Raw genomic sequence first — 16,981 nt, 5'->3', positions numbered from 1 at the left:
CATGAACGCCGCCCTCAAGCCCTATCTCGCCGCCCTGATCGTCATGGGTGTACTGGACGCGCTCTGGCTGGGCCTGATCGCCAAGGACTTCTACCGCCAGCAGATCGGCGCGCAGATGGTCGAGCAGATCCGCTGGGCGCCGGCCCTGGTCTTCTACCTGGCCTACCCGGCCGCGCTGGTGGCCCTGGCGCTGTTCCCGGCGGGCCAGTCCTTCGGCATGCAGGTCGCGCGCGCGGCGCTGGTGGGGTTGGTGGCTTACGGCGTCTACGACCTCACCAACGCGGCCACGCTGCGCCAATGGCCGCTGAAGCTGGTGCTGGCGGACACGGCCTGGGGCGTGTTCGCGAGCACGGCGGCCGGCGCGGCTGCGGCCTGGGTCGCGCAACGATTCAACTGAGCACGACAAACATCGACAATCGGGGCTATGGCCAAGACAGCACCCCGACTCAGCCCCGAAGACATCAAGCGCGTCATCGCCACCGCCTGGGACGACATGCCGCCCTATGGCAAGGTGCTGCGCGAGCACGGCATCGGCCATGGCGAGCTGGTGGCCCTGCTCAAGCGCCAGCTGACGCCCACTGCCTACAAGCTCTGGTCCGCACGCGGCAAGCAGGCCAAGGGGCCGGTGGCCAAGGCAACCTGGCCGCATGGGCGTTGACGGCTTGCGTCGCCGCGCCGTGCTGGCGTGGCCGGCGGCGCTGGCGGCCTGCGGCGACCCCGACGCGCGCTCCCGCAGCCGCATCGACGCCGCCTGGCACCGCGCCGATCTAAACGGCCTGCTGCAGCGCTGGCTGGCAAAGGCGCCAATGCCGGGAGGTGGCTTCCAGACGGCGTTCAACCGCGCCTGGCAGGCCCAGCCTCAACCGGAGCTGGAACTGACCGGCCAGGCCCGCTTGGTCTACGCCTTCGCGGCCGGCTTTGAAGCCACGCAGGACGCCCGCTACCTCGACGCCGCCCGGCGCGGCGCCGACTTCCTGCTGGAGCGCTTTGCCGACCCGCTGCATGGTGGCTTCTTCCACACCGTGGCACCCGACGGCAGCCCGCGCGCCGGCATCAAGCGCGCCTACGGCCATGCCTTCGTGCTGCTGGCGCTGGCCCAGCTCTACCGCGCCGGCCAGGACACGCGCCACCGCGACGCGGCGCTCAAGGCCTGGGGCGCCATCCAGGCCGGTTTTTTCGACGCGCGCGGGGGCCTCGTCAACGAGTGCGGGCGCGACTTCAAGCCCATGGCCGGCGGGCGCACGCAGAACCCGGTCATGCACATGTTCGAGGCTTTGCTCGCCCTGCATGAAGCCACCGACGACAAGGGCGTGCAGGCGGGTGCGCGGCGGCTGGGCGACTTCGTCTGCTACCAGCTGCTGCAGGGCCAGGCCGACGGCGGCGCACGCATCCCCGAGTGGTACGACGAGGCCTGGCAGCCGCTGGCCACCAAGGCCGCCGGCGGCTACATCGACCTCGGCCATCAGTTCGAGTGGAGCCATCTGCTGACGACGGGCGCGGCCATCTCGCCGGTCTACGCCCAGGTGGCCGAGCGCGTGCTGGCCTACGCACTGAGCGCCGGCTATGACAACAACGATGGCGGCTGCGGCCAGCGCGCCTTCCCGGACGGCGCCAAGACCGACGTGAGCAAGGGCTGGTGGCAGCAGGCCGAATGCCTGCACGCGCTGCTCGTCACCGCCAACGCAAGCGGCCGCAGCGACTTGTGGCGCCGCTACGAACAGACGCAAGCGCTCGTGCGCGACCAGCTCGCCGACGCCGAGCAGGGCGGCTGGCGCGCCGCCTACGCGCTGCCCTGCAAGAGTGGCGGCTGCAAGGACGAGCAGCCCGACCCGTACCACATGGTGTCGCTGCACCGCGCGGCGCTGCAGCTCAGCGGCGCCGGTCCAAAACCTCCCTGAAGGGCGCCATCAGCTGATCCAGCCACGCGCGCCGCGCGGGCTCGTCGGTGCCGCAGACAGCTCGGCGACTGTTGCTTGGCGTCTACAGCGGCGCGATGGGCCGGGCGTGTGCGTCGTCAGTTGTGACGGTTACTTCCTGGGTACGGCCTGGGAAGTTCTCGGGCTTTCCCGGATCTGCGATGCGCAAAGCGACATCGAGAAATCCAAAAATGTGATTAGTCGCGAATCGGTCGGCCCCATAGCATCAATTTAGACCCCAGCCATACAGGCCCGCTACAGAGGCGCTGAAGGCTGAAGAGGTTGGCCGCTCCCATACAACGATCCCGGAGACAACATGAATAAACCAGCCCTGGCGGCGCAGCGTGCGCGCGCCCAATCCACCCGCTTTGCCCTCAGCCTGACCGCCGCCGCTGCACTGGCCGCGATGTCCACCGGCGCCCTGGCCCAGGAAGCCGCCAAGGGTGAGACGCTGGAAACGGTGGTCGTCACCGGCGTCAGGGCATCCCTGACCAAGAGCCTGGCGAACAAGCGCACCAACGACCAGGTCGTGGAGTCGGTCGTCGCCGAAGACATCGGCAAGCTGCCCGACAACAACGTCGTCGAAGCGCTGCAGCGCGTGACCGGTATCCAGGTCACCAACCGCGCTGGCGGCGAAGTTGGCACCATCTCCATCCGCGGTCTGCCCGACATTGCCACCACCTGGAACGGCCGCAATATCTTTACCGCCTCCGGCACGCAGGTGGCGCTTCAGGACATTCCGTCGACCCTGGTTCGCCAGATCGACGTCTTCAAGACGCGCGACGCCAGCCAGCTGGAAAACGGCATCGCCGGTCAGATCGACGTCAAATCACTGCGCCCGTTCGATTTCAAGGGCTCGAAGTTCTCGCTGTTGGCGCGCGAAACCTATCTCGACCCTGCGAAAAAGGCGAATCCGCAGCTGAGCGGCATGGCCAGCAACCGCTGGCAAACCGATGCCGGTGAATTCGGTGCGCTGGTCAATCTGTCGATGGTCAAGACGGACTACCGCAACGAAAGCGTGACGCCGGGGGCCATGGTGCCGTTCACCAGCCCCAATGCCGCTGAAGTTCCGGCAGGCTATACCCCGTTGCAGCGCATCTTCGACAACAACGTCTGGGCGCCTGGCACCTATACCGGCTTGTCGCAGAAGGCGGGTTCGACGCTGAATTTCGGCGGCACGGCCAAGCCGTACTACCTGGCGCGTGACGCCGTCTTCCAGAGCGACGTCGAAGGCCAGCGCGAGCGCCCGGCCGCCAACGTCGCGCTGCAATGGAAGCCGAACGACGACGCCGTCTACACGTTCGAGGCGATGTACAACGGCTATCGCGACAAGACCTTCAACAAGCTGCTGTTCAGCTTTGTGGACTGGTGGGGCAGTCTCGGCAGCAACCCCGCAGGGACGATCACCACATTCCCGGGAACGAACGTCATCAAGACGCGGACCGTGAATGATGTTTACGGCTTCAACAGCGGCGACTACACCACCTCGGCCACCGATTCGTTTGTGTATGCACTGAACGGCAAATGGAATGTCGGCGACCGGCTGCGGCTGGACGGTGATGTGTCGTACCAGACCAGCAAGTACCACTCGGAGTTCACCGCCACCCGCATTGACCGCGTTGCACCGTCGATCAACGTCGACTTCAATTCGGGCGGCGGCAACATGGCCTTCAAGTTCAACAACAACGCCGACCTGGTGGACCCCACCAAGTGGAACGTGGCGCAGTTCTATGACAACGCCAACCGCAACGAGGGCAGCGCCGCAACCGCCAGCCTGAACGGCGCCTACGACGCCGATTGGGGTCCGTTGAAGACGCTGCATTTCGGCGCGCGCTTCGACAGCCGCAAGGCCTCGGAAGCCAACCGGACGCAATCGGCCTTCCTGGGCAAGAACCTGGCGACGCTGGGCGCCAACTACTTCCACGTGAACTCGAATTTCGGCTCGGACATCTCGGATGTTCCGCGCTCCTGGATCGAGCCGAATGCTTACTACATCCGGGACAACATCGACCAGTGGCGCGCGACGTACAAGGCGGCCGATGCCAATTTCCTGACGACCGACAAGCTGAGTCTGCAAAAGACCTTCCAGGTCAAGGAAGACACCACCAATCTGTTCCTGATGGCGGATACCGAGCACACGTTGTTCGGCAGCCGCCTGCGTGCCAATTTCGGCGTGCGCTACGTGCAGGTCGATACCAGCATGACCGCTTACAAGGTCGATGCCACCACCAAGGTGGTGACGCCGACGGACGGCGAGAAGACGGCCAAGAAGTTCCTGCCCAGCTTGACGCTGCGTTACGAGGCGGCCAAGGACGTCCTGCTGCGCTTCAACTACGGTGAAACGCTGCGCCGTCCGAACTTCGGCGATCTGAATCCCATCATTCAGCCCAGCGACGACGTTTCGAAGGTGGGCTATGGCGGCGGTAGCGGCGGCAATCCTGGCCTGGAACCGACCCGCTCCAAGAACCTTGACCTGACGGGCGAGTGGTATTTCCAGAAGGACAGCGCGCTGTACGGCACCGTGTTCCAACGCAAGATCGAGGGCCTGGTTGTGCCGCTGCGCCGCCGCATCCACCTGGATGCAGCCAACGATCCGTTCCGCAACTCCACCTCGGGCCTCAGCCACGCCAACGGCTATGACTACGTCATCAGCTCGCCGGTCAATGCCTCCAACGGCAAGATCAGCGGCCTGGAACTTGGCGCGATCTACTTCCCGAAGGGCCTGCCGAGCTTGCTGGACGGCCTGGGCTTCCAGGGCAGCGTGACGCGCCTGACCTCGTCGCAGAACGTGCCGATCGCCGACAACGCCGGCCAGATCACGTCGCAGCTCGAGGGGCCGTTCTTCGGCGTGTCCAAGCTGTCGTGGAACGCCACCCTGGCGTACGAGAAGGGCCCGATCGGCGCACGCCTGTCCTACGTCCGCCGCAACGCCTTCCTGGCCGGCAACGAAGCTGCGCTGTTCGCCAACCCGATCGGCATCTGGCGCCAGCCGGAAAAGAGCGTGGACTTCCAGCTGACCTACAACATCAACGACCGCATGGCGTTCGATTTCAGCGGCGTCAACCTGACCAACGAAATGCAGCAGCAGTACTACCACTTCGGCGACGCGGGCACCCCCGAGTTGACCAATTTCGGTACGGTCCAGATTGGACGTGCGTTCTCGGTCGGTTTCCGCTGGAAGATGTAATTCAGCCTCTGGCGTTGAATGAGGGCGCTGCCGCGATTTGGGCAGCGCCCTTTCCTCTTTGTTCGCTGATCGGGCCGCCTGCGCGCCCTGCTCCGCTCGTTGCTCAGGCCAGAGGCCTGATCCTTCGCCAGGCACAAACAGTCCTCAGGACTGTTTGTGTCCGGGCTCAGTCCCCCGGACCGCTGCGCGGTCCTCCTCGTCGAACAAGCCCGATGTGGCCGGCAGAGAGCAGTGGGTGAGGGGTGCAGCGAGGTAAAGGAGGAGGGCCGCGCAGCGGACCGGGGGACACGAGCGGAACCCCTCGCCCGCTGATCTCTGCGTCAGTCCAATCGAAGAACAAGCAGTACGCATGTCCAACTTGATCCAGCCGCTGATCCGCCAGCGCGCCGACCCTCACATCAGCCGCCATGCCGACGGCCATTACTACTTCACCGCCTCGGTGCCGCAGTACGACCGCATCGAGGTGCGGCGCGCGCTGACCATCGAAGGCCTGGTGAATGCGCCGGTCTTCGACGTCTGGCACAAGCCGGACACGGGGCCGTGGTCCGAACTGATCTGGGCGCCGGAGCTGCATTTCAACGACGGCGCCTGGTATGTCTACTTCGCTGCCGCTCACACCCGCGCGCTGGACCATCAAGGCATGTTCCAGCACCGGATGTACGCCATTCGCAACGAGGCGAAAGACCCGCTGGGCGGCGAATGGGAATTCCTCGGCCAGGTCGATTCCGGCATCGACAGCTTCTGCCTGGACGCGACGACCTTCACGCATCGCGGCCAGCTGTACTACCTGTGGGCGCAGAAGGATCCGGCGATTGCCGGCAACTCCAACCTCTACATCGCGACTATGAAGACGCCCTGGCAGTTGGCCAGCGCGCCGGTCCTGCTCAGCAAGCCCGAGTTCGACTGGGAATGCCGCGGCTTTCTCGTCAACGAGGGGCCGTCGGTGCTGCAACGCCATGGCCGCGTCTTCATCAGCTACTCGGCCAGCGCGACGGACGAGAACTACGCCATGGGCCTGCTGTGGGCCGACGAGGGCGCGGACCTGCTGAACCCGGCCAGCTGGCACAAGTCGGCCGAGCCGGTGATGCGCAGCGCGGCAGAGGACAGCGTCTTCGGCCCGGGGCACAACAGCTTCACCGTCGGCGAGAGCCCGGACGAGGTGCTGCTGGTCTATCACGCCCGCACCTACACCGAGATCGAAGGCGACCCGCTGTGGAACCCCGACCGCCACACGTTCGTGAAGCCGCTGCGCTGGAGTGCGGGCGGCATGCCCCTCTTCGGCAAGCCCTCGCGCGCTGACTGATATCCAAAACAACATCGGTACACCGTGGAAATTGATTGGATTGCAATTCCCCCGGCCCCTAGCATCGTTTTAAAGGGCAAGTTGCGGCTTAACCGCGCCATCCGCCCTGCCAACGGCTAGCCTGCGTGCCGCCAGAACGACACCTTAGAGACAAAGACATGACGACTGAGGACAAGAAGAGCAAGGTCAAGCTGCGCTCGGCCGAATGGTTTGGCACCCAGGACAAGAACGGTTTCATGTACCGCTCCTGGATGAAGAACCAGGGCATCCCGGACCATGAGTTCAACGGCAAGCCCATCATCGGCATCTGCAATACCTGGAGCGAGCTGACGCCCTGCAACGCCCACTTCCGCAAGCTGGCCGAGCACGTCAAGCGCGGCATCATCGAAGCAGGTGGCTGGCCGGTCGAGTTCCCGGTGTTCTCCAGCGGCGAGAGCAACCTGCGCCCCACGGCCATGCTGACGCGCAACCTGGCGAGCATGGACGTCGAGGAAAGCATCCGCGGCAATCCGATGGATGCCGTCGTGCTGCTGGTGGGCTGCGACAAGACCACGCCTGCTTTGTTGATGGGCGCGGCCAGCGTCGACGTGCCGGCCATCGTCGTCACCGGCGGCCCGATGCTGAACGGCAAGCTCAATGGCAAGAACATCGGCTCGGGCACGGCCGTGTGGCAGCTGCACGAGCAGGTCAAGGCCGGCGAACTCAGCATGCACGACTTCATGGCCGCCGAGGCCGGCCACTCGCGCTCCGCCGGCACCTGCAACACCATGGGCACCGCCTCCACGATGGCCTGCATGGCCGAGGCGCTCGGCACCTCGCTGCCGCACAACGCCGCGATTCCTGCCGTTGATGCGCGCCGTTATGTGCTGGCCCATCTGTCCGGCATGCGCATCGTCGAGATGGTGTGGGAAGAGCTGACGCTGTCCAAGGTGCTCACCAAGGAAGCGTTCGAGAACGCCATCCGCGTCAACGCCGCCATCGGCGGCTCGACCAACGCCGTCATCCACCTGAAGGCCATCGCCGGCCGCATCGGCGTGGACCTGGAGCTGGAAGACTGGACCCGCATCGGCCGCGGCACGCCCACCGTCGTGGACCTGCTGCCCTCGGGCCGCTTCCTGATGGAAGAGTTCTATTACGCCGGTGGCCTGCCCGCCGTGCTGCGCCGCCTGGGCGAGGGCGGCCTGCTGCCCAACCCCGGCGCGCTGACCGTCAATGGCAAGACGCTGTGGGAGAACGTTGTCGACGCACCCATCTACGACGACGAAGTCATCCGCCAGCTGGACAACCCGCTGATCGCCGACGGCGGCATCTGCATCCTGCGCGGCAACCTGGCGCCGCGCGGCGCCGTGCTCAAGCCCTCGGCGGCCACGCCCGAGCTGATGAAGCACCGCGGTCGCGCCGTCGTCTTCGAGCATTTCGAGGACTACAAGGCCCGCATCGTCGACCCCGACCTGGTCGTCGACGCGACGTCCATCCTGGTCATGAAGAACTGCGGCCCCAAGGGCTACCCCGGCATGGCCGAGGTCGGCAACATGGGCCTGCCGCCCAAGCTGCTCGCCGCCGGCGTGAAGGACATGGTGCGCATCTCCGACGCCCGCATGAGCGGCACCGCCTACGGCACCGTCGTGCTGCATGTGGCGCCCGAGGCGCGCGCCGGCGGGCCGCTGGCCGTCGTGCAGGAAGGCGACTTCATCGAGCTGGACTGCGCCGCCGGCCGCCTGCACCTGGACATCACCGACGCCGAGCTGGAACAGCGCCTGGCCGCCTGGGCCGCCGCCCAGACCGTCGACCCGCAGGACGCCAGCGGCTACCGCCAGCTCTATGTGCAGCACGTGCTGCAAGCCGACGAAGGCTGCGACTTCGACTTCCTGCGCGGCAAGCGCGGCTCGGCCGTCCCGCGCCACTCCCATTAAGGATTTCTTCCCATGAGCAACACCATCCAAGGCCTGGCCCTGATCGGCGGCCAGCCGGTGCGCGGCGTCGGCAAGGCCTTCCAGGCTTTCGACCCGAGCAAGAACGAAGCCCTGGCCCCCGACTTCAACGCCGTTGACGCGGCCCAGGTGTCCGAAGCCTGCGCCCTCGCCGGTGCCGCCTTCGACGCCTACCGCGCCACCAGCGACCAGGATCGTGCCGACTTCCTGGAGCAGATCGCCGCGCAGATCCTGGCGTTGGGCGATGACCTCATCGTCCGCGCCATGGCCGAGACCGGCCTGCCGCGAGCCCGCCTGGAAGGCGAGCGTGGCCGCACGATGAACCAGCTCAAGCTGTTCGCCGAGCTGCTGCGCGAAGGCAGCTGGCAGGACGCCCGCATCGACACCGCCCTGCCCACGCGCACGCCGCCCCGGCCGGACCTGCGCCTGCGCTTCGTCGGCGTCGGCCCGGTGGCCGTGTTCGGCGCCAGCAACTTCCCGCTCGCCTTCTCGGTCGCCGGTGGCGACACCGCCGCGGCGCTGGCCGCCGGCTGCCCCGTCGTCGTCAAGGCGCACTCGGCCCACCCCGGCACGTCGGAACTCGTCGGCCGCGCCGTCGTCGAAGCTGTCAAGCTGTCAAACCTGCCGGCCGGCGTGTTCGCGCTGCTGACCGGCAGCGGCCATGGCATCGGCGACACGCTGGTGCGCCACCCGGCCATCCAGGCCGTCGGCTTCACCGGCTCGCGCAGTGGCGGCATCGCGCTGATGGCGGCCGCCGCCGCGCGCCCGCAGCCCATCCCGGTGTACGCCGAGATGAGCAGCATCAACCCCGTCGTCCTGCTGCCGGCTGCACTGGCCAAGCGTGGCGCTGAGATCGCCACCGGCTTCGCCGGTTCGCTGGTGATGGGCGTCGGCCAGTTCTGCACCAACCCCGGCCTGGTGCTGGGCATTGCCGGCGCCGACTTCGACCGCTTCGCCACTGCTGCCGCCGAGGCCCTCAAGCCCGTGCCGGCCGCCACCATGCTGACCCCCGGCATCGCCGGCGCCTACCAGCGCGGTGAAGACCAGCTCGCCGGCCAGCCCGAAGTCGCCACGCTGCTGCGCGGTGAGTCCACCGGCTGCCAAGGCGCGCCCAGCCTGTTCAAGACGACCGGTGCGGCCTTCCTGGCCAACCACGCCATGCAGTCCGAGATCTTCGGCCCGGCCTCGCTGCTGATCGCCTGCACCGACCTCGTCGAGCTGCTCGCCGTCATCGAGGGCCTGGAAGGCCAGCTGACCGCCACGCTGCAATTGCAGGACGACGACGAGAGCGACCTCGCTGCCGCCCGCACCCTGCTGCCCGCGCTGGAGCGCAAGGTCGGCCGCATCCTGGCCAACGGCTACCCCACCGGCGTCGAGGTGTCGACGGCCATGGTCCACGGCGGGCCCTTCCCGGCCACGTCGGATGGCCGCAGCAGCTCGGTCGGCACGGCCGCCATCCAGCGCTTCCTGCGCCCTGTCTGCTACCAGAACCTGCCACGCGCGCTGCTGCCCGCAGTGCTGCGCGAACCCAACGAGCGCGGCGTCTGGCGCCGCCGCGACGGCGCATTGACGCGCAACTAAGACGCGTCAGGCCTAACAGAACAACGAAGGAGACAAACCGATGAAGAAGCAACTGCTGGCCCTCGTGGCCATGCTGGCGGTGGGCGCAAGCGCGCTGGCCGCCGACATCAAGCTGGTCGTCAAGGCCGACCAGCCCGGCCCCGTCATCCACCGCAACATCTATGGCCAGTTCGCCGAGCATCTCGGCACCGGCATCTATGAAGGCATGTGGGTCGGCCCCGACAGCAAGATCCCCAACGTGCGCGGCTGGCGCAAGGACGTCGTCGGCGCGCTCAAGGAGCTGAAGGTGCCGCTGGTGCGCTGGCCCGGCGGCTGCTTCGCCGATGAATACCACTGGCGTGAAGGCATCGGCCCGCGCAACAAGCGCCCGGTCAAGGTCAACACCACCTGGGGCGGTGTGCCCGAGGACAACGCCGTCGGCACGCACGAGTTCTTCGACCTCGTCGAACAGCTCGGCGCCGAGGCCTACGTGAACGGCAACCTCGGCACCGGCACCGCCCAGGAAATGGCCGAGTGGCTGGAGTACATGACGTCCACCGGCAAGTCCACGCTGGCCGAGCAGCGCCGCAAGAACGGCCGCGACAAGCCCTTCCGCGTGCACTACTTCGCCGTCGGCAACGAGGCCTGGGGCTGCGGCGGCAATATGCGCCCCGAGTACTACGCTGATCAGTATCGCCAGGTCGCGACCTTCCTGAAGACGCCGGACAACAACCGCCCCATCTTCATCGCCAGCGGTGGCAACGGCATGCAGACGGAGTGGACGGAAGCCCTGAGCAAGGGCGTGCACAGCGTCAATGCCATTTCCCACCACGCCTACACGCTGCCCACCAGCAACTGGGAGAAGAAGGGCGCGGCGGTGGGCTTCCCGGAGAGCGAATGGGTCTCGACGCTGGGCAACGTCCAGCAGATCGAGACCATGATCAAGGTGAACAAGGCTGTCCTCGACAAGAACGACCCGAGCAAGAAGATCGGTTTCTACTTCGACGAGTGGGGCAGCTGGTACGACCCTGATCCCGGCAGCAACCCCGGCTTCCTCGTGCAGCGCAACACGCTGCGTGACGCGCTGCTGGCCGCCCTGCACTTCAACGTCTTCCACGCCCATGCCGACCGCGTGCACATGACCAACGTCGCCCAGATGGTCAACGTGCTGCAGGCCATGATCCTGACCAGCAAGGACAAGCTCGTCCTGACGCCGACCTACCACGCGTTCGCGATGTACACGCCCTTCCAGGACGCGACCTCGCTGCCCGCCACCATCGAGAACAACCCGGTCTACAAGGTCGACAAGTTCTCGATGCCGACGCTCTCCGCCACCGCCGCACGCGGCAAGGACGGCAAGCTCTACATCGGCCTCGTCAACTCCAACGCCACGCAGGCCGCCGAGCTGACGCTGCAGGTGGGCTCGGCAGCACCCAAGGCCGTCAAGGGCAAGTTGCTGACGGCCGGTGCGATGGACTCGCAGAACGAGCTCGGCAAGCCGGCGCAAGTCGTGCCCGTGGCGTTCGAAGCCCAGGCCGCCGACGGCAAGCTGACGCTGAAGCTGCCGGCCAAGTCCGTCATCGTCGTCGCCGTCGAGGGCTGATCGCCCCCGCGCCGCGAAGGCCTTCTCGCTGAATCACAACCCTGGGCCCGCCATGCTGCTTGCCCAGGCCTTGCGCTGTCTCCGTGGCTCGCACACGGCATATCAAAACGAGCATCAACCGCGTCTGCAATGTCATTGGTGCGCCACCGCCGAGCCTCCTAGGCTGCGCCGGCCAGAACCAACAGACCCGGAGACAAACACATCATGGCCTTCCAGAACCGACGCAGCTTCCTTGCGGGCTCTACCGCCTTCGCCCTGACCGCCTGCGGCGGTGGTGGTGGTGGCGGGGGCACGGTCACCCCCACGCCGGTGGAGCCGACGCCCGTCAACCCCAACCCCGTCCAGACCGCGCTGACCTTCGGCAACGCGTCGGTCCATGACCCGTCCATCGTCAGGGACGGCAGCACCTACTACGTGTTCGGTTCCCACCTCGCCGCCGCCAAGACGACGGACCTGATGAACTGGACCAAGATCGCCGACACGGTCAACGACGCGAACCCGCTGTTCACCAAGGTCACGACCGACCTGTCCGCCGCGCTCACCTGGGCGAAGACGGACACGCTCTGGGCGCCCGACGTCATCAAGCTGGCCGACGGCAAGTTCTACATGTACTACTGCGCCTGCAAGGGCGACTCGCCACTGTCGGCGCTGGGCATCGCCGTGGCCGACAAGATCGACGGCCCCTACGCCAACAAGCAGCTGCTGCTGAAGTCCGGCATGGTGGGCACGTCCGAAGACGGCAGCAACTACGACGCCACCAAGCACCCCAACGTCGTCGACCCCTCGGTCTTCTTCGACGCGACGGGCAAGCTGTGGATGGTCTACGGCTCCTACTCGGGCGGCATCTTCATCATGCAGCTCAACACCGCGACGGGGCTGCCCATCGCCGGCCAGGGCTACGGCAAGCACCTGATGGGCGGCAACCATGCGCGCATCGAAGGCGCCTACATCCTCTACAGCCCGACGAGCAAGTACTACTACCTGTTCACCTCCTTCGGCGGGCTGGCATCAGACGGCGGCTACAACGTGCGCGTGGCGCGTTCGCTGTCTCCGGACGGTCCCTACCTGGACGGCGCAGGCAAGGACATGGACACCGTCAAGGGCGCCCCCGGCACGGTCTTCGACGACGTAAGCATCACGCTTCACGGCATGAAGCTGATGGGTGGCCACCAGTTCACCAATGCGAGCTTCGAAACCGGCACGGCACTGGGCTATGTGTCCCCGGGCCACAACTCGGCCTACTACGACGCGGCCACGGGCAAGTACTTCATCGTCTTCCACACGCGCTTCCCCGGCAGCGGTGAGGCCCATGAGATCCGCGTGCATGAGATGCACCTGAACGACGACAACTGGCTGGTCATCGCACCGCTGCGTTATGCGCCACTGAGCCTGGCCAGCCCCGCGCAGACGGCCGACGTCACCGCGGCCCAGGCGGCCGGTACCTACAAGCTCGTCAACCACGCCAAGGACATCGCGGCGGCGGCCAAGGCCTCCATCGTCGTGACGCTGAACACCGACGGCACCGTCGGTGGCACGGGTGGCATGACGGGCACCTGGACGCACAACGGCAGCAACAAAGTCACCGTGGTGAGCGGCGGCGTGACCTACAAGGGCGTACTGTCCCGACAATGGAACACGAACTCCAGCGCGTTCGTCGTGAGCTTCAGCGCGCTGTCGTCCGGCGGCGTGTCGCTGTGGGCCATTCGTCTGAGCAGCTGACGATGAAGCGCCTGCTCGCCGCCGTAGCCATCGCGCTGTGCACGCACAGCGCGCTCGCAGTGACGCAGGCCTTTCCGCTGGATCGGGTCCGTCTTCAGGACGGCCCTTTCCTGGAAGCGCAGACCACCGACCTGCGCTACCTGATGGCGCTGGACGCCGAGCGCCTGCTCGCGCCCTTCCGCCGCGAGGCCGGCCTGCCCGTACCCACGCCCAGCTACGGCAACTGGGAGTCCAGCGGGCTGGACGGCCACATGGGCGGCCACTACGTGTCGGCGCTGGCGCTGATGGTGGCCTCCACCGGCGACCCGGAGGCGAAGAAGCGGCTGGACTACGTCATTGCCGAACTCAAGCGCTGCCAGGACAAGCTTGGCAGCGGCTACATCGGCGGCGTCCCCGACGGCGCCAAGGCCTGGGCTGAAGTGGGCAATGGCCAACTCAAGGTCGACAGCTTCTCCGTCAACGGCCGCTGGGTGCCCTGGTACAACGTCCACAAGATGTTTGCCGGCCTGCGCGACGCCTGGGTGCATGCCGGCAATGCCGACGCCAAGGCCATGCTCATCCGCATGAGCGACTGGGCGCTGCGCCTGACGACGCCGCTGACGGACGCGCAGATGCAGGACATGCTGCGTGCCGAGCACGGCGGCATGAACGAGGTGCTGGCCGATGTGGCCGAGATGACCGGCGACCTGCGTTACCTGGCGCTGGCGCGCCGCTTCTCGCACCAGGCCGTGCTGCAGCCGCTCGCGGCCGAGCAGGACAAGCTGACCGGCCTGCACGCCAACACGCAGATCCCCAAGGTCATCGGCTTCGCCCGCATCGCGCAGATCGCCGGTGAGGACGAGGGCCGCCGCGCCGCCGAGTTTTTCTGGCGCACGGTGGTGGACAAGCGCACCGTGGTCATCGGCGGCAACAGCGTCAAGGAGCACTTCCACCCCGACACCGACTTCAGGCCGATGTTGAACGAGGTGGAAGGCCCAGAGACCTGCAACAGCTACAACATGCTGAAGCTGACCGCGCTGCTGGCGCAGGCCCAGCCGGAGCAGGGCGCCTACACGGACTACTTCGAGCGCACCCTCTACAACCACATCCTCGCGTCCCAGCACCCCGGCGAGGGCGGCTTCGTCTACTTCACGCCGATGCGGCCGCAGCACTACCGCGTCTACTCGCAGGTGGACCAGGGCATGTGGTGCTGCGTCGGCTCCGGCATCGAGAGCCATGCGCGCCACGGCGAGTTCATCTACGCGCACGACGCCGACTCGCTGTACGTCAATCTCTTCATCGCGTCGAAGCTGGACTGGCGCGAGCGCGGCATCCAGCTGACGCAGTCCACCCGCTTCCCCGACGAGTCGCGTACGCGGCTGACGGTGGAGACCGCAGGCAGCTTCGCGCTGAAGGTCCGCTACCCCGGCTGGGTCGCGCCCGGCGCGCTGAAGCTCAAGCTCAACGGCAAGCCGGTCAAGGTGACGGCCAAGCCCGGCGGCCATGTCGAACTGCGCCGCGACTGGAAGGCGGGCGACCATGTCGACGTCGAGCTGCCCATGCGCACGACGCTGGAGCCCATGCCCGGCCTGAAGAACTACGTGGCCGTGCTGCATGGCCCCATCGCCCTGGCCGCCAAGACGCCGCAGCCGGGCGAATCGCTGAACTTCAAGGCTGACGGCTCGCGCATGGGCCACATTGCCCAGGGCGCCGTCTGCCCGCAGGACTCGGCGCCGGTCTTCGTGAGCGACAAGGCTGACTTCATCCGCCGCTTCAAGCCCGTGCCCGGCCAGCCGCTGACCTTCACCGCGCCCGGTCTCATCCAGGGCCGCAAGGACGCGGACAAGCTCCAGCTCATCCCCTTCTTCCGCCTGCACGACTCGCGCTACATGCTCTATTGGGCGCGGTCCACGCCGGCCCAGCAGAGTCTGCTGCGCGTGGAGCTGGCCAAGGCCGAGGAGGCGCGCCTGGCACTTGACGCGCAGACCATCGACCAAGTGGCGCCCGGCGAGCAGCAGCCCGAATCCGATCACGGCTTCAAGGGCGAGGGCGCCGAGAACGGCATCGCGCCGGCCGGCCGCTGGCGTCATGCCAGGCAGTGGTTCAGCTACGACCTCAACGACCCCAAGGCCGAAGGCCGCGCCCTGCGCCTGAGCTTCGCCAAGGGCGACGCCGGGCGGCGATTCGACCTTCTTGTCAACGGCCAGCTCATCGCGGAAGTTGAGCTGGGCAAGCCCGACACTGCGGACGAGATCTACACGCGCGAGTTCCCCCTGCCCGCCGAGCTGGTTCGCGCCGCCGGTGGAAAGCTCAACGTGAAGTTCGTCGCCAAGCCAGGTTCCATCGCCGGCGGACTTTACGGCCTGCGTTTACTGCGTTAGACAAGCCAACCCACCCACGGAGACAACCGAATGATGAAGCTCATTGCCCGCCGCACGCTGCTTGCCGCAGCCCTGTCGCTGCCCGCCTTTGGCGCCCTGGCCGCACCCCTCGTCATGGGCTTCTCGCAAGTCGGTGCCGAGAGCGAATGGCGCACGGCCAACTCCGCGTCCATCAAGGCTGCGGCCAAGGAAGCCGGCATCACGCTGAAGTTCGCCGACGCGCAGCAGAAGCAGGAGAACCAGGTCAAGGCCATCCGCAGCTACATCGCCCAGAAGGTCGACGTCATTGCCTTCTCGCCGGTGGTGGAAAGCGGCTGGGACACGGTGCTGAAGGAAGCCAAGACGGCCGGCATCCCCGTCATCCTGACCGACCGCGCCGTCAAGGTCGCCGACCCGTCGCTCTACGTCACCTTCATCGGCTCCGACTTCGTCGAGGAAGGCCGCAAGGCGGCGAAGTGGCTGCTGGAGCGGGCGGCGAAGACGCCTGGTGCTGCGCTGAACATCGTCGAGCTGCAAGGCACCGTGGGCTCTGCGCCCGCGATTGACCGCAAGAAGGGCTTCGAGGAAGTCATCAAGACGAATCCGAAGCTGCAGATCATCCGCTCGCAGTCCGGTGAGTTCACGCGCGCCAAGGGCAAGGAGGTCATGGAGTCCTTCCTGAAGCAGCGCGACAAGAAGATCGACGTGCTGTACGCGCATAACGACGACATGGCGATTGGCGCCATTCAGGCGATCGAAGAGGCCGGCCTGAAGCCGGGCGTCGACATCGTCATCATCTCCATCGACGGCGTGCGTGGCGCTTTCGAGGCGATGAAGGCCGGCAAGCTGAACGTGACCGTGGAGTGCAACCCGCTGCTGGGGCCGCAGTTGATGCAGCTGGCGAAGGACATCGTGGCCAAGAAGCCTGTTGAGAAGCGGATCACGGTCACCGAGGGTGTGTTCCCGGCTGAAGTGGCGGCGAAGGAATTGCCGAATCGGAAGTACTGACGCTATGCGGGGCGGTTGCTTTATGCCAAGGCCCAGCCGGGATTTCGTCCCGGCGGCCGACTCACTTTTTGCGCCGCCAAAAAGTAAGCAAAAAGCTCTCCCCTGCAAAACCGCCCCTGTCGGGGTGCCCTGCGATGCTCGAAGCCCAGGGCCGCACCCAACTCACTTCGCTACGCTGCGTTCAAACAAAGGGGTGCGAAGTCAGAGCTTGAACCTCGCTTCGCTCGGGCCCCGGGCTTCTGCGCTTCTCGGCGGTTTAGAAGGGGAGGCTCCAGGGACCCAACAGCCAACAGCCAAGCCCGGAAGCCGTTCGCCACGAGGTATTCCTCTTACCCCCTTTAGCACCGCCGAGCAGCGCAAGAGCTTGAGGGCGTGCGCGAAGCGCACTTCAAGAACTGACTCCGCACGGTTGTCT

The 16,981-nt window shown here is 66.6% G+C and carries 11 protein-coding genes; all 11 read left to right on the top strand.

Annotated elements, in window-relative coordinates; translation table 11 throughout:
* The first annotated feature begins 1 nt into the window (after position 1).
* Positions 2–397 carry a DUF2177 family protein gene (locus ACXRVZ_RS21270; protein WP_457424765.1) on the top strand — a complete coding sequence of 132 codons (396 nt, stop codon included), beginning with the start codon at positions 2–4 and terminating at the stop codon, positions 395–397.
* A gap of 27 nt (positions 398–424) precedes the next feature.
* On the top strand, positions 425–658 hold the full coding sequence (locus tag ACXRVZ_RS21265) for a DUF2805 domain-containing protein (RefSeq protein ID WP_457424763.1): 234 nt from the start codon (positions 425–427) through the stop codon (positions 656–658).
* Complete coding sequence (locus ACXRVZ_RS21260; RefSeq protein ID WP_457424761.1) at positions 648–1,898, top strand: AGE family epimerase/isomerase; 1,251 nt, start codon at positions 648–650, stop codon at positions 1,896–1,898. The genes ACXRVZ_RS21265 and ACXRVZ_RS21260 overlap by 11 nt, the downstream gene beginning before the upstream one ends.
* 334 nt (positions 1,899–2,232) lie before the next feature.
* The gene (locus ACXRVZ_RS21255) at positions 2,233–5,103 is read left to right on the top strand and encodes a TonB-dependent receptor (RefSeq protein WP_457424759.1); all 2,871 of its coding nucleotides are present in this window, start codon (positions 2,233–2,235) and stop codon (positions 5,101–5,103) included.
* A 349-nt stretch (positions 5,104–5,452) separates the two neighbouring features.
* A complete protein-coding gene (locus ACXRVZ_RS21250; RefSeq protein ID WP_457424757.1) occupies positions 5,453–6,406 on the top strand; it encodes a glycoside hydrolase family 43 protein in 954 nt (317 codons plus the stop codon).
* A 158-nt stretch (positions 6,407–6,564) separates the two neighbouring features.
* On the top strand, positions 6,565–8,319 hold the full coding sequence (locus ACXRVZ_RS21245; RefSeq protein WP_457424755.1) for an IlvD/Edd family dehydratase: 1,755 nt from the start codon (positions 6,565–6,567) through the stop codon (positions 8,317–8,319).
* A gap of 12 nt (positions 8,320–8,331) precedes the next feature.
* Positions 8,332–9,918 (top strand): aldehyde dehydrogenase (NADP(+)), encoded by a 1,587-nt coding sequence (locus ACXRVZ_RS21240; RefSeq protein WP_457424753.1) that lies wholly within the window; start codon positions 8,332–8,334, stop codon positions 9,916–9,918.
* A 40-nt stretch (positions 9,919–9,958) separates the two neighbouring features.
* Complete coding sequence (locus tag ACXRVZ_RS21235; RefSeq protein WP_457424751.1) at positions 9,959–11,500, top strand: alpha-N-arabinofuranosidase; 1,542 nt, start codon at positions 9,959–9,961, stop codon at positions 11,498–11,500.
* Positions 11,501–11,704: 204 nt separating this feature from the next.
* The gene (locus ACXRVZ_RS21230) at positions 11,705–13,219 is read left to right on the top strand and encodes a glycoside hydrolase family 43 protein (RefSeq protein WP_457424749.1); all 1,515 of its coding nucleotides are present in this window, start codon (positions 11,705–11,707) and stop codon (positions 13,217–13,219) included.
* Positions 13,220–13,221: 2 nt separating this feature from the next.
* On the top strand, positions 13,222–15,579 hold the full coding sequence (locus ACXRVZ_RS21225; protein WP_457424747.1) for a beta-L-arabinofuranosidase domain-containing protein: 2,358 nt from the start codon (positions 13,222–13,224) through the stop codon (positions 15,577–15,579).
* Positions 15,580–15,612: 33 nt separating this feature from the next.
* On the top strand, positions 15,613–16,566 hold the full coding sequence (locus ACXRVZ_RS21220) for an ABC transporter substrate-binding protein (RefSeq protein ID WP_457424831.1): 954 nt from the start codon (positions 15,613–15,615) through the stop codon (positions 16,564–16,566).
* Positions 16,567–16,981 lie beyond the last annotated feature (415 nt).

This window comes from Roseateles sp. P5_E8 (assembly GCF_054177665.1).
The sequence above is the reverse complement of the archived record's forward strand: the minus strand, read 5'-3'. Positions and strand labels throughout refer to the sequence as shown.

Excerpts from the sequence above, each read along its gene's own strand:
- ACXRVZ_RS21240 (WP_457424753.1), top strand. The coding sequence starts at position 8,332 with ATGAGCAACACCATCCAAGGCCTGGCCCTGATCGGCGGCCAGCCGGTG.
- ACXRVZ_RS21270 (WP_457424765.1), top strand. The coding sequence starts at position 2 with ATGAACGCCGCCCTCAAGCCCTATCTCGCCGCCCTGATCGTCATGGGT.
- ACXRVZ_RS21260 (WP_457424761.1), top strand. The coding sequence starts at position 648 with ATGGGCGTTGACGGCTTGCGTCGCCGCGCCGTGCTGGCGTGGCCGGCG.
- ACXRVZ_RS21250 (WP_457424757.1), top strand. The coding sequence starts at position 5,453 with ATGTCCAACTTGATCCAGCCGCTGATCCGCCAGCGCGCCGACCCTCAC.
- ACXRVZ_RS21265 (WP_457424763.1), top strand. The coding sequence starts at position 425 with ATGGCCAAGACAGCACCCCGACTCAGCCCCGAAGACATCAAGCGCGTC.
- ACXRVZ_RS21220 (WP_457424831.1), top strand. The coding sequence starts at position 15,613 with ATGAAGCTCATTGCCCGCCGCACGCTGCTTGCCGCAGCCCTGTCGCTG.
- ACXRVZ_RS21255 (WP_457424759.1), top strand. The coding sequence starts at position 2,233 with ATGAATAAACCAGCCCTGGCGGCGCAGCGTGCGCGCGCCCAATCCACC.
- ACXRVZ_RS21230 (WP_457424749.1), top strand. The coding sequence starts at position 11,705 with ATGGCCTTCCAGAACCGACGCAGCTTCCTTGCGGGCTCTACCGCCTTC.
- ACXRVZ_RS21235 (WP_457424751.1), top strand. The coding sequence starts at position 9,959 with ATGAAGAAGCAACTGCTGGCCCTCGTGGCCATGCTGGCGGTGGGCGCA.
- ACXRVZ_RS21225 (WP_457424747.1), top strand. The coding sequence starts at position 13,222 with ATGAAGCGCCTGCTCGCCGCCGTAGCCATCGCGCTGTGCACGCACAGC.
- ACXRVZ_RS21245 (WP_457424755.1), top strand. The coding sequence starts at position 6,565 with ATGACGACTGAGGACAAGAAGAGCAAGGTCAAGCTGCGCTCGGCCGAA.